Annotated in this window: 10 protein-coding genes and 5 tRNA genes; 5 read left to right on the top strand and 10 right to left on the bottom strand. The window is 64.5% G+C overall.

Annotated elements, in window-relative coordinates; all coding sequences use genetic code 11:
- Positions 1-10: 10 nt before the first annotated feature.
- From DR039_RS05860 to DR039_RS05850, 3 genes are all read right to left on the bottom strand, one after another.
- On the bottom strand, positions 11-1,303 hold the full coding sequence (locus DR039_RS05860) for a glycoside hydrolase family 3 N-terminal domain-containing protein (protein WP_111836481.1): 1,293 nt from the start codon (positions 1,301-1,303) through the stop codon (positions 11-13).
- A gap of 55 nt (positions 1,304-1,358) precedes the next feature.
- Positions 1,359-4,031 carry an FtsX-like permease family protein gene (locus DR039_RS11400; RefSeq protein ID WP_111836480.1) on the bottom strand — a complete coding sequence of 891 codons (2,673 nt, stop codon included), beginning with the start codon at positions 4,029-4,031 and terminating at the stop codon, positions 1,359-1,361.
- Positions 4,032-4,203: 172 nt separating this feature from the next.
- A complete protein-coding gene (locus DR039_RS05850) occupies positions 4,204-4,596 on the bottom strand; it encodes a metallopeptidase family protein (protein ID WP_111836479.1) in 393 nt (130 codons plus the stop codon).
- 196 nt (positions 4,597-4,792) lie between these two features.
- Between DR039_RS05850 and DR039_RS05845 the strand changes: the two genes are divergently transcribed.
- The 5 genes from DR039_RS05845 to DR039_RS05825 all read left to right on the top strand — a co-directional run bounded on the left by DR039_RS05845 (position 4,793) and on the right by DR039_RS05825 (position 5,456).
- Positions 4,793-4,865: transfer RNA gene (locus DR039_RS05845), tRNA-Glu, on the top strand.
- 44 nt (positions 4,866-4,909) lie between these two features.
- Positions 4,910-4,983 (top strand) — tRNA-Asp (locus DR039_RS05840).
- A gap of 50 nt (positions 4,984-5,033) precedes the next feature.
- A tRNA-Phe gene (locus DR039_RS05835) sits at positions 5,034-5,106 on the top strand.
- A gap of 152 nt (positions 5,107-5,258) precedes the next feature.
- A tRNA-Asp gene (locus DR039_RS05830) sits at positions 5,259-5,332 on the top strand.
- Positions 5,333-5,380: 48 nt separating this feature from the next.
- Positions 5,381-5,456 (top strand) — tRNA-Phe (locus DR039_RS05825).
- A 127-nt stretch (positions 5,457-5,583) separates the two neighbouring features.
- Here DR039_RS05825 and DR039_RS05820 read toward each other — a convergent pair.
- The 7 genes from DR039_RS05820 to DR039_RS05790 are packed head-to-tail and all read right to left on the bottom strand — an operon-like array spanning position 5,584 to position 13,148.
- Positions 5,584-6,651, bottom strand: a complete 1,068-nt coding sequence (locus DR039_RS05820) for a permease prefix domain 1-containing protein (RefSeq protein WP_172458368.1) — start codon at positions 6,649-6,651, stop codon at positions 5,584-5,586.
- On the bottom strand, positions 6,651-6,989 hold the full coding sequence (locus DR039_RS05815) for a PadR family transcriptional regulator (RefSeq protein WP_111836477.1): 339 nt from the start codon (positions 6,987-6,989) through the stop codon (positions 6,651-6,653). Before DR039_RS05815 ends, DR039_RS05820 begins: the two co-directional genes overlap by 1 nt.
- Positions 6,990-7,045: 56 nt before the next feature.
- Entirely contained in the window at positions 7,046-8,152 is a 1,107-nt protein-coding gene (locus DR039_RS05810) for a 4Fe-4S dicluster domain-containing protein (protein WP_111836476.1), read from the bottom strand.
- 6 nt (positions 8,153-8,158) lie between these two features.
- Complete coding sequence (locus DR039_RS05805; protein WP_111836475.1) at positions 8,159-8,872, bottom strand: TorD/DmsD family molecular chaperone; 714 nt, start codon at positions 8,870-8,872, stop codon at positions 8,159-8,161.
- 16 nt (positions 8,873-8,888) lie between these two features.
- The gene (locus DR039_RS05800; protein ID WP_111836474.1) at positions 8,889-9,902 is read right to left on the bottom strand and encodes a dimethyl sulfoxide reductase anchor subunit family protein; all 1,014 of its coding nucleotides are present in this window, start codon (positions 9,900-9,902) and stop codon (positions 8,889-8,891) included.
- The gene (locus tag DR039_RS05795; RefSeq protein ID WP_111836473.1) at positions 9,902-10,540 is read right to left on the bottom strand and encodes a DMSO/selenate family reductase complex B subunit; all 639 of its coding nucleotides are present in this window, start codon (positions 10,538-10,540) and stop codon (positions 9,902-9,904) included. The genes DR039_RS05800 and DR039_RS05795 overlap by 1 nt, the downstream gene beginning before the upstream one ends.
- Positions 10,541-10,553: 13 nt before the next feature.
- Positions 10,554-13,148, bottom strand: coding sequence for a DMSO/selenate family reductase complex A subunit (locus tag DR039_RS05790; RefSeq protein WP_111836472.1), 2,595 nt, complete (start codon positions 13,146-13,148; stop codon positions 10,554-10,556).
- Positions 13,149-13,363 lie beyond the last annotated feature (215 nt).

The following is a 13,363-nucleotide window of genomic DNA, read 5'->3' as shown; positions in this document are numbered from 1 at the left end:
GCTCCGGGCTTCAGCCAGGCAGCTGAGCCTTGAGGGCTAGCACCCGCTCCACCGCTGCATCCACCTGCGCAGCAAAAGCCGCATCTGCTTGTGCAGCAGACACCAGGGCAGCAGCCATCTCGCCGATCAGCCACGGTGCCCCGGAGGCCAGCACAATGTCACAGCCCGCCCGCACCGCAGACACGGCGCGCTGGCCGGGCGTCCAGACGGCGCGCTGGCCGGGCGTCCAGGCGGCCAGCTGCGCCGCTGCCGAGACGTCGTCGGTGATGACCACACCACCAAAGCCCAGCTTGCTGCGCAGCAGGTCCGTGACCACCGCCTTGGAGAAAACCGCCGGTGCGGAGCCATCTAGCAGCGTGTAGTAGGCGGAGGAGACCATCACCACGCGCTTGCTGCTGGCCTTAGCCAGCTCCGCGAATAAAGCCACCGCCGGGTCATCCGGGCCGGTCAGCGAATCCGTCACCCCGGAGGAAACATCAGTGTTCTTAGCCACACGCCCCAGGCCAGGGAAGTGCTTAAGCGTGGGGATGATCCCGCCCTGCTCCATGCCGGCGGCAAAAGCCTCCACCCCAGCCCGCACCGTAGCGAGGTCATGCCCATATTCACGCCCAAAAGCACCAATTGGCGCGTTTGCACCCGGGTTAGCCAGGTCCACCAGGTCAGCTACGGGCGCCAGGTTCATATTCACCCCGGCCCCCGCTAACTCCTGCGCCCAGCCCGCCGCCGTGGCCGCTAAGCCGGCCCCCTGGCCGCCCTGCGCTAGGGCGTCAGGCATGCGGGAGAAGCCCTGCCCGCGCAGCACCTGCACCTGCCCACCCTCCTGGTCCGTGGAGACCAGCAACGGCGTCGAGTGAGTGGAATCCGCTCCCACTAGGGCCCGCAAAGAATCCACGACGCGGCGCGTCGCCGCCACCCCCGCCCCCGAGCGCCCCGAAAGGAACACCCCGCCCACGTGCAGATCAGTGATCGCTGAACTGGCGGTCCCGGAGGCTGCCGTGGCGTCGGTGCCCACCATCAGCAACTGCCCCACCTTCTGCTCCAGGCTCCAACCTGCCAGGGCCGTTGGAGTTGGGCTAGGTGTTGGGGTGGGCGACGGCGTCGGGCCGGCGGAGGGAGAGGCCAGCGTGGGGCTGGGGGCTGCTGTGGCAGGTGCCGTCGTAACTGCGGAGGCTGAGGTGGCGCCCGCCCCCACCGAATCAGCCGAATTTGCAGCGCGGCCACAGGCGGCCAGGGTGGTGGCGCTCAGCGAGACCGCCAGGAGTTTGCGGCGGGACAGTTGGGCAGCTTGGTGGGGTGGGCGCATGATGACCTCAGGAATCGCTTGGCATCAGGGACGGCCAGCCGGACTCAAACACGATTCACTCAGTGGCGATCGCTTCCAGCACAGGCAGGCGCGTGGCCCTCAGGGCGGGCCACAAGGCGGCTAGCACTCCCACCACCACGGCAGTGATGACCATGCCAGCTAGCTGGCCCCAGGGGATTACGAGCACGCTCAAACCCCGATCGGCCAAGAACGAGCGTAACGCTGCAGCCAGCAAGAGCCCAGTACCGGCCCCCAACACCGTGCCATACACGGCTGTGAGCACCGACTCAGTCATGATGATCCCAGCCAACTGGGAGCGGCCCAAGCCCACCGCCCGCATCAGCCCGATCTCCCGGGTGCGTTCAGACACGCTCAGCACCAGCGTGTTGACGATCCCCAGGATGGCAATAGCAATGGACAGCCCCAGCAGGGCGTAGAGCACAGACAGGGCCTGGTTGGCCTGCTGTCCCACCTGATCCGAAATTTGCTTCTGATCCAGCACCTGGAACACATAGGACGGCGCCACTAGGTCCTTGATCTGCTCCCGTACCTGAGCCAGGTCCGCACCGGGGGCCAAGGTCACCATCATGGCGTGGGGGTTATCCAGCAGTTCTTGGGCGCTCAGCGGCGGGGAACCCAGCAGGTCGCCCACCTGAGCGGCCAAAGCCGCATTGGTGAAAAGGGCATTGCCTGAGCCTTTGGCGTCCGAAATGCCGCAGACGGTGGCCTCCACTGAGCCGGCGGGGCCAGTGACGGTTACCGGCTTGCCTTCCTGGAAGCCGGAGCTCTTCGAAGCCACCACATGTGAGTCGTCAAGGCACTCCAAGGAACCGGAAACCATGATCGGGTCGAAGGCGCGCACATAAGAGGGGGCGTCCACGGCGGCGATAACGGAGGTGCCGGGCTCTTTGCCCTGCCCGGTGAGCGACACCATGCTCATGCGCAGGGAGGTGGTCTCGGCCACGCCCGGGAGTTGGCTGATCTTCGTCTTGTATTCCGGCGCCATCGGCTGGAGTCTGTTCGTGGCGTCGGGCTGCACCAGCAGGTCCGCGTGCATGGAATCGTTGACGATCTCCCGCACCGACTCCTTCATGGAGGCGGTGATGGTGGCGCCCGCACTCACCAGGGCCACACCGATTAGCAAGGCCGCAGAGGTGGCGGCAGTGCGCCGAGGAGCAGCCACCACATTTCGAGTGCCCAGCCGCCCAGAGGGGCGCAGCAGCCGCAGCGGCAGCCCCAGCAAGCTCGTCACCGGGCGCGACAGAATGGGGGAGGAGACCAAGAGCCCCAGCAGCAGCACTCCGGCACCGACGCCGAGCACCAGCCCACGGTGGCCTAGGCCAGTCACCTTCCAGGCGGTCAGTACCCCTGCAAGCCCAGCAGCGGTGAACAGCAGCCCCAAAATGCTGCGCAACACCAGGGACTTCTCGCGGGAGCCTGAAACCTGCCGCATCGCCTCCACCGGGGCGGTTAGGGCGGCGTCGCGGGCAGGCAGCAGCGCCCCCACAATGGTGACCAGCAGACCCACTGCGATCGACGTCGCGATGATGGTGCTGGTCATCGGCACCCCGCCGGGCAGTGGCATGCCATACGCCTCCAGGCCCGCCACCAGCAGCCGGGTCAGGCCTAGGCCACCCAGCACCCCCAATGCCGAGCCGAGCAGCCCGATCACCACCGCTTGCAGCAGCACAGTCAGGAACACCGAGAAGGTGGAAGCCCCCACCGCCCGCAGCAGCGCGAACTCCTTCTGCCGCTGCCGCACACTCATCGCAAAGGTGTTCATGATGATGAAGGAACCCACAAACATGGCCAGCACCACGAAGACCAACAGGAAGGTCTGCACGTAGCCGAGGATCTTCTCGACGAACTGGTTCTGCTCGGCAATTTCCTCTTCCCGGGTGCGCACTTGCGCGTCTGCGGGCAAGGAGGCAGCTACGGCCTCCTTCACCTTGGTGACGTCGGAGCCAGATGCCACCTGGATTTCCACCGAACTGACCTTGCCGTCCGGGGCCGCCATGGGCATTACCCAATCGGGGTCCATGCCCACCAGCACCGCACCCGCCATGGAGGTGCCAAAGCTGAACTCCCCCACCAACTCCACCTCGCGAGGTGTGCCCAGGGCCACGATATGCGTGCGGTCCCCAACCTTCAGACCCGAGCGACGCAGAGCGTCAGACTCCAGGATGATCTGACTCTCCCCCTTGGGATAGACGCCGGAAACCAGGGTGAGGCCACGTTCGTCGCCATACAAGGGCATGGCTATGGAGGGAGCTCCGGTGGTGGAGACGGGGGCTTGGTCCGCGCCCACCAGGGTCAGTTGCAGGGAGGAGACGGGGCGGGCAATGGATACCCCCGCAATGGTTTTCAGCTGCTCCGCTAGGGCGCTATCCACGGGCTTGCGTAGCAGGCCGCCGGAGAGCTCAGCGGGCCGGTGCCCCAGGCGGTCACGCAGGCCGACGGCGTCGACCACCCGGTCAAAGTGGGCGCGATCCACCTTGTGGCGGGCAATATCCAGCGGCAGGGTGATGTTCTCCTCCGCAGTCAGCGAAGGCACCAGATTGAATGCCTGGAATACGAAGCCAATGCGCTCGCGGTGCAGCTTGGTCAGGCGGCGCTGACTCATGGAGGAGATCACCTCCCCATCCAGGTCAATGGTGCCGGAGGTAACGGTTTCCAGACCTGCTAGGCAGTGCATGAGGGTGGATTTGCCGGAGCCGGAGGGGCCCATGATTGCGGTAAAACAGCAGTCGCCGGCCCTCGCTCCGAGGGACTGACGGCGGTATCCGGAAAGACCCCATAGCTACTTGGGGGAGTCCGTGGGTAGCCCGTTAAGGGCGCGAGGAATCAGGGGAGACCCTTAGATAGAACGAGGTGTGGGTGACCCGATAACTGTGCCTCCGCTACTCCCAGCCGAGTTCGCACAGGCGGTCGTCGTCGATGCCAAAGTGGTGCGCCACCTCGTGAATGACTGTTATCGCAATCTCGCGGACCAGCTCTTCGCGGCTTAGACACCAGCGGGACAGTGGACCCGAGAAGATCAACACCCGGTCGGGCAGGACTAGGTTCCAGGACTCGTCCCGTTCAGTTAGGGGCGTGCCTTCGTATAGGCCCAAGAGGGTGGGCAGGCCGTCTTCGTCGTAATCAGCGGCGGTGAGTAGCTCCGGGTCGGGCTCGTCCTGGATCAGGAAGACCACGTTGTCCATCGCCTGAGCCAGTTCTTCGGGGATGAGGGCTAGGGCGTCGTCGACGGCGGCGTCGAACTCGGCGTCTGTGAGCTGCACTGGAGGAGTCATGGGGCCAGCCTGCCACGGGTGGGCTGCCCTGTGGGATAAGCGTTGTTAAGTGCTGTGCCGCTTGGGTTTTGAGGCAGGCACTCAAAGCCCGTGCTAGCCTGGTGAGCAGGCTCACGTGCGAGCGATTTGCGCGCTTTGCATGATGGCCAATAGTGTTCCTTCCGGTTCGAGGCACAACGACGCCGAGGCCTAGTGGGCCCCCATCGTCTAGCGGCCCAGGACCCCGCCCTTTCACGGCGGTAGCACGGGTTCGAATCCCGTTGGGGGTACGGATCGTGCAGTGATTCTGGCAATTTGCCGAACAATACAATATGGCCTTGTGGCGCAGTTGGTTAGCGCGCCGCCCTGTCACGGCGGAGGTCGCGGGTTCAAGTCCCGTCAAGGTCGCGGACTTTGGCCCGGTCAGTTCCAGTAGCTGGCCGGGCCGGATAGTCCCAGGCTCTGTAGCTCAGTTGGTAGAGCGTTCGACTGAAAATCGAAAGGTCACCGGATCGACGCCGGTCGGAGCCACGACGTAGGACCCGTCACCCACAAGGTGCGGGTCCTCGTCATATTTCAGGGGTCTTTGCGCCGAGCGCAGCAATCGCCGCGGCGCGGGCCGTGTGGGATGGCCCGGATTGACTTGTGGCGGGGGTCCGGTAGAGTCAGCCCTTGCTGAATATGGCCTTGTGGCGCAGTTGGTTAGCGCGCCGCCCTGTCACGGCGGAGGTCGCGGGTTCAAGTCCCGTCAAGGTCGCGGATTCCCTGCGAAGCCGCCCTAGTGCGGCAAGATTGGGGAAATCCAGGCTCTGTAGCTCAGTTGGTAGAGCGTTCGACTGAAAATCGAAAGGTCACCGGATCGACGCCGGTCGGAGCCACCAAGAAAGGCCCGGATTGCCAGGATGTCCCTGGAACCCGGGCCTTTGCCACCCCCAATACCCGGCGGTCAGCCAAGCCTGTGCGGGCTTATCTGTTGGCTGCGCTCGCAAAAGGGTGGGGTGGGGTGCCTTAGTTGGCGCGGCGTCCGGAGGACCAAGCGCCTATGCCCGCGGCGATCGCCCCAAAGAGTATGCCTGCGATAGGCCAGATCAACCAGGAGCGCTCCCAGGCATCCCAGCCGAAAGACCAGATCAGATACGCGACCACCGGCACCGGCCAGTAGATGGCTGCAATCACGCCGACAATCCGGTCGCGGTCGGCCTCCGAGTCCGGCACGTCAACGCGGGAACGCCCCTGCTTGCTTAGCAACTCGTGGGTGGAAGCCGCCCAATTGGCGGGCAGGAAGATGTACAAACCAGTCGCCACTAGGAGGAGGGTGCCGGCCACCCCCAGGCCGGTGAAGTCCTGGGTGCTGTTTGGCTCTTTCAAAGCGGCGAAGGTCATCACGGGGATAGCTGAGATTATCCACAGGCCGACGGCAATCATCAGTGCCCGTGAGCGCGTCCCTTCGTGTTCCACGCGCAGCCGCGAAGCCCAGGAGGAGACGATGGGGTCCTGCACAAAACGCCCCTCTGCCAGGTGCTCAATGCCAGCGAAAGCTTGACGACGGCGCAGCAGCAGCATGACAGCAAAGGCGACAATCATCAGCGTCATCGGGACCATTAAGGCAAAGGCTTTGGAGTCGCTGCTAAACCAGCCTAGGCCCATCGGGCCGAGCACGCTGATTAGGGTAACCGGGATAGCCGCGAGCACGCATAGGGACACACCCGCTGCCAGGAGGGGGCCGGTTTGGCGCTTGGCTTTCGCGAGTTGTTGAGCTTCAGGCAGCGTGACCACCGGCCAGGCACCAGCGTCGTAGGAGGGGCTGGCCGGCGCATTAGAGGGAGGTGCTGGTGGCTGCTCGGCTTGTGCATCTCTAATCTCCGGGAGGATTCCGAGCACGGGCGCGAGCTCCTCCAAATTGCCGAAATCCGTGATGACCTGGCCGACCGCCTCATTGTGGGTCTTGCCGGAGGTGACGGCATCCGCGTAGGCGTCCTCCATCATGGCTCGCAGTTCCGCCTTGGCTTCCGTCATACGAGGCGTCGCCGGGTAGGGCGCGAACATGGCCTCTAGGAAGGTGTCGATGGCGTCCATCAGGGGGTTCCTTTCTGGGGCTTAGCAAAGCGGTCCACCAGGTTCTTGGTGTCCTCCCACTCGGTGAGCTTCTGGCTCAGGTAGGTGGTTCCCTGGGCGGTGAGGCGGTAGTAGGTGCGGGGTTTGCCGGACTCGGAGACGTCCGCGTAGGACACGGTGAGTCCGGAGGCCTCTAGTCGTTTCAGGGCGGTGTAGAGGGTGGTCTGTTTGATGGTGTACTCGCCAGCGGAGACCTCGGTGATGGTCTTGGCTAGCTCGTAGGCGTAAGAAGGGCGTTGTTGGAGCAAGGAGAGGACCATCAGGTCGACGTAACCGCGGATGGCGTCAGCGCTGATCACGGTGTCTCTTTCTCGCATGTCTGTTGTACGACAAGCATACTACGGCTGCCGTAGTACTACAACTGGTTGTTGGCGTCACCGTTCTGCGCGCGCCGGATCTTGGCGACGACGTCGGCAGGCAGAAAGGCCTCCGCCTGCGGTGGCAAGGCCCCAAAAGGCGAATGCAAACGGGTAGTGCATAAAGGGCACAGACGCCGGGACTCAGGCCCACTCGCGGCAGCGCTGCCGAAGCGGTTGCCGCAGCGTTCACAAAGGACTGAGCTGTCAGCCGCCAGCACCTCCTGCGGCTCCTGCCAAAGCGCCCTCAGCTCAGCCGGGCCCGCAGCGCGTAGCACCTGTGTGGGGCACTGGCGTAGACAAAGCCCGCAACTGCGGCAAGCGGACAGGTCGTGCACCAAGCCCTGGGTGGCCCCCGCGCTGTGACCCACCAAGGCGAACTGCAAAGCGCCCTCTGGGCAGGCATGTGTGCAGACCCCGCACAGATTGCAGCCGGTGGCCTCCAGATGCCTACCTGCGGCAGGCAAGCCCTGTAGGGCGCTAGCCGGATCAGACACGCGCCCCGCCCGCACCAGCGCGCGCAGGGCCGCCAGCAGCAGCGCCTGCGCGTCGCCGTCGACGTCAAAGGGCAACTCCACTCGGCCCCCCAGCAGCATTCGCCGAGGGATCGGCACCGCGGCGGCGTTAAGTATGGGGCTACTGCGCCGCCACAGAGGCCGCAGAGCTGAGCTGCGTGCGCGTGGAGCACTCACCGGGAGCCGGCGCACCAACCCAGGAGCCAACTGCTCCCAACGCTCGCATAGCTCCGTCACCGCAGATGCGCCACCTGCGAGGCAGTGGGCTACCAGCACTTCAGTAGCGCCCGCTGCCAACAGCGCCGGGGCCAGGGCCAGTGGCGCCTGTGCCAGACAAGCGCTCCAGCGCAGGAGCAAGCCCTCAGCAGGCGCGGGCGGCTCGCCACACGCAGCACAGCACAAGAGCACCGGGCCGTGGAAATCGGTCCCGCTGAACCACCGCACCAGCGCAGCAATCTCCCCAGGCCTAGAGTCTGGGGCAGACTTAGAGGCGGGCCCAGAGGCAGAGCCAGGTCCGCCTGCAGTCTCCGACCCGCACCCAAGCCCAGCCCCAGGTACCCGCCCAGAGTCAGGCTTGTCCCTAGCTGCCATGGCCTCTCAGAACTCCTGTTGGCCCCGAATAACCTGGTACTCGCCCTGCTCGTTCTGCACGGGACTTGGCAGCCCCAGTGCCTGCCCCCAGGCCAGCACGCTGCCTAAGGTCAGCAACTCCAGCCCGCGCAGCCAGTGAGTCTGGGCTGCCTGCGCCGCCTGCTGCAGTATCGCTGGCGCCCAGGCCAGGAGATGCACAGAACTGAAGTCCCGCGCCAGGCTCAGGTACTCCTCGCGCAATCTGGCGTCACCTCGGTCAGCGCAGTCCAGGGCCCGCTCGCAGCACTGGGCCAGGAAGTCCAACTCCAGACCCAGATGGTCGTCCGGCTCCCGGTTCAGCTTGGGGGCGTGCAGCCCCAGCCGCCGGTAGGCCTGCCGTACCTCCAAAGTGCGGCGGTCAAAGACCAGCCCCTCCTCGTCACGGTGCACCGACTCAAAGGGGGGCACCACCGCGCTCGCACTGATGCCGTAGACCCGATCCTGGTCGGCATGAACCACGGAGCCCGCTTCACCACTAGTGACGCTGGCCTGCAGCTCCGCCCACCCCGCCGTCGAGTACTCCGCGGCGGCAGAGTCAGCCTCCAGACAAGCCGTAAGCGGCCACTGCGGAGCTAACTCGACGACGTCGGTGCGGCTTTGGTCATCAGCTGGCGTCAGCTGCAACCTGCCCAAGGTGGATAAGGCGGCAGCAAAGCGCTCAAGTTGGTCATCGGTGGTCATGGCTCTCCTGGCTGATTCAGCCGCCCAGGCCCGCCTGCAGCGTATTCAGGCCCACGTGGAATAAGCCCTCGTAGTGCAGCGCGCGTCCTAGCAGCTCGCCTCCCACCGCCAGCACGAAGGCGGCCGTCAGCACCCACACGAGTGTGTGAGAAGGACGTTCAGCGTTCTTGGCGCGCACATAAGCGACACCGCTGACCAAAACCACTACCAGCGCCAACAGGAGCAGGCGCCAGGTGAGGGCACTGCCCTCAGTCAGCAAGCCCAGCACATGCGCGGAGGCGGGGTTCTTCCCCTGCGCTAGGTGCTGCGTGAGCAGCGGGTAGGTAACCAGCAGGACCAGTGCCGCTACCAGGCTGAGCAAAGCGCACAGCTGGATGGCCACCGTGGTGAGTTTGGAGGTGGGGGCGTCCATAGGGCGAGCCTCAGTCACCCGCAGCAGGTCCAAGAAACGCCGCCAGCCGGAGTTGGTGCCGTGCTCATCGCGCTTGAGCTGTGAAGTCCAAGAGAACAACAGCGCCACCGCCACTGCCAGTGGACCAGTCAGCAGCGCTGAGCCCAGGAACAGCAGCCAGGTGCTGGAGTTATGCCAAGCCGGGACTGTGCGCACCGAGTAATAGACCTGGATCATGGATACCAGCAGGCCTACGCCCGCCGTCGCCGTCAGGATGGCTAGGACTTGGCGAGTGCCGCGCGAGCCCCAACCAAACCATTCAAAGCCTGTGCAGGCGAAACCTAGGGCGCCGTAAAGCACCCCAAATACAATCTCCCGGCTCAGCCAGGAAGAACCGAAGTTCCTAAAGGTATTGAGGGCGTGGAAGGGGTCTCCCAGATGGAAGAAGGCCGCCGCGAAGCCCAGCACCAGCAGGGGCCAGACGGCGAAAAGTGCGGCCCGGGTCACCCGGTCAGTGGTCCAAGTTTTGTCATGGCGTAGATGCCCCACAACCTGCAGAGCCCCCAGGGTCAGGAAGGCTCCCACCGACATCTGGGCGAGCACCGTGAACAGGATCATGGGCAGTTCGGCGGTGTTCATCAGATCTCCTCCGGGTTCGCGATAGTGCCGGTGCCGTTGTCCCAGCTCTGGGCGTCGCGGTGCGGCTTGATGACCAGATGGGGCTTGGTAAGAGAAGGATCAGGCAAGGGGGCGATCCCCGCCTGCTCCCCGTACTTCTTGCGCAGCTCGTCAATCGGGCCCCAGTCCAGGGCGCGGGAAGGACAAGCAGACACACAGGCCGGGGCCTGCCCGGTGGAGCGGTAGTCGTAGCACAAGTCGCACTTGGTCATATGGCCCGTGCGCGGGTCCAACTGGGGGGCGCCATAGGGACAGGCCCACTGGCAGTAACGGCAGCCCACACACTTGGACTGGTCCACATACACCGTGCCATCTTCTCGCTTGGACATGGCGGTGGTGGGGCAGACCTCCATGCACACGGCGTTCTCACAGTGGTTGCAAGCAACCGAGGTGTAGTAGCTGAAGACATTGGGTGTGAAGGTGTTGCCGTCCATCTTCCAGGAGCCACCCGTGTACTCCACGACGCGCCGCCAGGTCACTCCTACTGGCAGGTCATGTTTGTCCTTGCAGGCAACCTGGCAGGCCTTACAGCCGGTGCACAGGGACTGGTCAAAGTAGAAGCCGTAATCGGCGCCGCTGCTGATGAAGCTCTCACTCATATTTCTTCGCTCCTCAGGCCTTCACTACCTGGACAGTGGTCGTGTGCACCGCATTGCCCTTGGCTAGCGGTGACGGGTGCAGGGAGGTCAGCGTGTTCACACTGCCGTTAATGTCCACCGGGTACTTGGGATTGGCTCCCTTGGGTGGCGCCACCTCAGAGGTGGGCTGCGGGTTGAACCAGGCCCCCTGGGGTAGGTCCACCACACCCGGGACGATGCGCTCAGTCACCCGCGCTTCAATACGGATAGTGCCGCGGTCGTTGTAGGCAAACACCAGGTCACCGTTCTTGATGCCACGTGGCGCTGCGTCCACCGGGTTGATTGCCAAGTACTGGTGGTGCGCCTCTTGCATCCAGTCCACGTTCCCGTAGGTGGAGTGCGTGCGCTGGCGGTAGTGGTGGCCAATGATCTGTAGCGGGTATTTATCCGACTCGCGTGCTTCCAGCGCGCCTTCCCAAGTGGGAGTGAACTCAGGTAGGGGGGTGAGTTGGTCGCCGGCCAGCGGGGTGCGGAACTCGTCCCAGGTCCACTTCTGCGCCATCTTGGCTAGGCGCTCGGAGTAGATCTCGATCTTGCCCGAAGGCGTCTCCAGTTTGTTGGCCTCCGGGTCTTGGCGGAACTCCTCCAAGGGAATCACGGCGCCGACATTGCGGCGGTATAGGCCCATCTTCACCCATTCGTCATAAGTGGGCAGCTCCGGGTCCTTCTCGCGGGAAGCATCGACGGTGGCGCGCAGCCAAGCCTCACGGTCCTTGCCCTCGTAGTAGGCATCTTTAACATCTGTGCCGAGCTTCTCCGCGAGCTGGCCACAAATGTCAAAGACAGTGCGGCACTCGTAGAGCGGCTCGATCGCCTGAGTGGACATGATCCCGTAAGCCATGGGGCTGGCGTTTTCGCCGGGGTGGAGGTCAAACTCCTCCGCGGCAGAGGTGCCGGGCAGAACGTAGTCGGCGTAGCGGGCGGAGACCGTCATCTGGATATCGCAGACCACGATCAGCTCGCACTTGGTGTCATCCTGCAGGATCTCGACACTTTGGTTGTTCCCGCCGGTCTGATTGACGATCGAGTTGCCCGCGTACTGCCACACCATCTTGATGGGGGTAGTCAGGGCGGTATCCGTGGGGTTGCCGGCGTCGTCGATAGGCACCTTGGCGGCGCGCACCCCGGGCTTGGGCTTCTCGCAGACCCCCGCGTTGAAGGTGGTCATCTTCTCCCCGTGGTCGATGGCATCCAGCCAGGAGAACACGGAAATGATGTGGGGCTGCGGGTTAGTGGTGCCCGCGTTGAAGACCTTCTTAATCGACAGTCCAGGCGCGGCCTCGCGTCCGCCGGTGCCGCCGCCAGGAATACCGATATTGCCGGTTACGCAGGCCAGCAGGAAGATCGCGCGGGCCTCGTTCTCCCCGTTGGCGTGGCGCTGCGGCCCCCAGCCCTGGTTGATGGCGCAGGGCTTGGCGCCGGCGATTTCCCGGGCCAGGCGGGTGATTTGGTCGGCTGGGACGCCACAGATATCCGCGGCCCACTGGGGGGTTTTCTCGACGCCGTCGGGGCCCTTGCCTTCAATATAGGAGCGGTAAGAGGCATTGGCAGGGGCGCCAGCAGGCATGTGCTGCTCATCGAAGCCCAGGCAGTAGCGGTCCAAGAAGTCCTGGTCGTGCAGGTTTTCCTTGAGCATCACGTGGATCATCCCGGCGATCAGCGCCGCATCCGTGCCCGGGCGCACCGCCACCCACTCGTCGGCCAGCAGCGCAGCCGTCTCCGAGTAACGCGGGTCTACGACGATCGTGCGTACCCCGGAGTCCTTGCGGGTCTGCTGCGAGACGAAAGTCAGTCCGCCGCCGGACATGCGCGTCTCCAGCGGGTTGTTGCCGAAAAAGACCTGAAGTTTGGAGTTCTTGGCGTCATCTAGGGAGTTGGAGGAGACCCAGTCGCCGTAGAAGTACGGGTAGGCGGCGGTGATCTCCGTGGTGGAGTAGTCGGAGTAGTGGTCCAGGTAGCCGCCCCAGCAGTTCATCATGCGGGAGAAGGGAGTCTGGTCCGGCGGCCAGGAGCAGGCCATGGTGGCGCCCAGGGTGCCGGTGCCGTAGTTGATGTAGAAGGCCTCGTTGCCGTGCTTCTGCTTGATCGCCTTCATTTTCTCGGCGATCTCTGTGAGGGCTTCCTCCCAGCTGATCTCCTCCCATTCGCCAGCGCCGCGCTTGGTGCCGGCTTTGCGGCGCAGCGGCTTCTTGAGGCGGTCAGGGTTGTAGATGCGGTGGCGAATGGAGCGGCCACGCACACAGGCGCGCACGGTCTGCGTGCCCAGGTTGTTGTCTCCGGTGTTGTCCGGCAGAACACGCACCACGGTGCCGTCCTTGACCTGCAGGCGCAAGGGGCAGCGGGAGCCGCAGTTCACGGTGCAGGCGGACCAGACGGTCTTATCTGCTTCCGCCATGCCTTCCACCTCGGCTGCGGCGGCTGGGCCGCTGCCAGGCATGCCTAAATCGGTGGTGGCCACAAGTGCGGTGGTGCCGGCCGCTACGCCGGACCAGGCCAGGAAGGAACGACGCCGTGGCCGCAGCCGGGGTCCGGTCTGGCTGGGGGTAGTGGACGCTGCGGGCTCTGCCATAGCGGTCTCCTCTGGAGGCAATGGGAAAGATGCATGTAAAGACTAAAGAACTAAACGACGGGTGTACTTTAGGTTTTGATGTTTGTTGGTATTGCAAGGAAAAGGCGCCACGTCGATCTGGGGTGTCAGTGGCTTAGTTCCGTGTTTTGAGGTACGGGCGGCTTGCGTATTCTGGTGACGGCCTGCTGGAAGCAGGTCCAGGCCTACCGGTGGAA

This window comes from Actinomyces bovis (assembly GCF_900444995.1).
In the GTDB taxonomy this organism is placed as follows: Bacteria; Actinomycetota; Actinomycetes; order Actinomycetales; family Actinomycetaceae; genus Actinomyces; species Actinomyces bovis.
This window is presented reverse-complemented; position numbering and strand designations above follow the sequence as displayed.

Bases quoted from the DNA above. Each gene is read 5' to 3' on its own strand.
- DR039_RS05860 (WP_111836481.1), bottom strand. From the start codon at position 1,303: ATGCGCCCACCCCACCAAGCTGCCCAACTGTCCCGCCGCAAACTCCTG.
- DR039_RS11400 (WP_111836480.1), bottom strand. From the start codon at position 4,031: ATGGGCCCCTCCGGCTCCGGCAAATCCACCCTCATGCACTGCCTAGCA.
- DR039_RS05850 (WP_111836479.1), bottom strand. From the start codon at position 4,596: ATGACTCCTCCAGTGCAGCTCACAGACGCCGAGTTCGACGCCGCCGTC.
- DR039_RS05820 (WP_172458368.1), bottom strand. From the start codon at position 6,651: ATGGACGCCATCGACACCTTCCTAGAGGCCATGTTCGCGCCCTACCCG.
- DR039_RS05810 (WP_111836476.1), bottom strand. From the start codon at position 8,152: ATGGCAGCTAGGGACAAGCCTGACTCTGGGCGGGTACCTGGGGCTGGG.
- DR039_RS05805 (WP_111836475.1), bottom strand. From the start codon at position 8,872: ATGACCACCGATGACCAACTTGAGCGCTTTGCTGCCGCCTTATCCACC.
- DR039_RS05800 (WP_111836474.1), bottom strand. From the start codon at position 9,902: ATGAACACCGCCGAACTGCCCATGATCCTGTTCACGGTGCTCGCCCAG.
- DR039_RS05795 (WP_111836473.1), bottom strand. From the start codon at position 10,540: ATGAGTGAGAGCTTCATCAGCAGCGGCGCCGATTACGGCTTCTACTTT.
- DR039_RS05790 (WP_111836472.1), bottom strand. From the start codon at position 13,148: ATGGCAGAGCCCGCAGCGTCCACTACCCCCAGCCAGACCGGACCCCGG.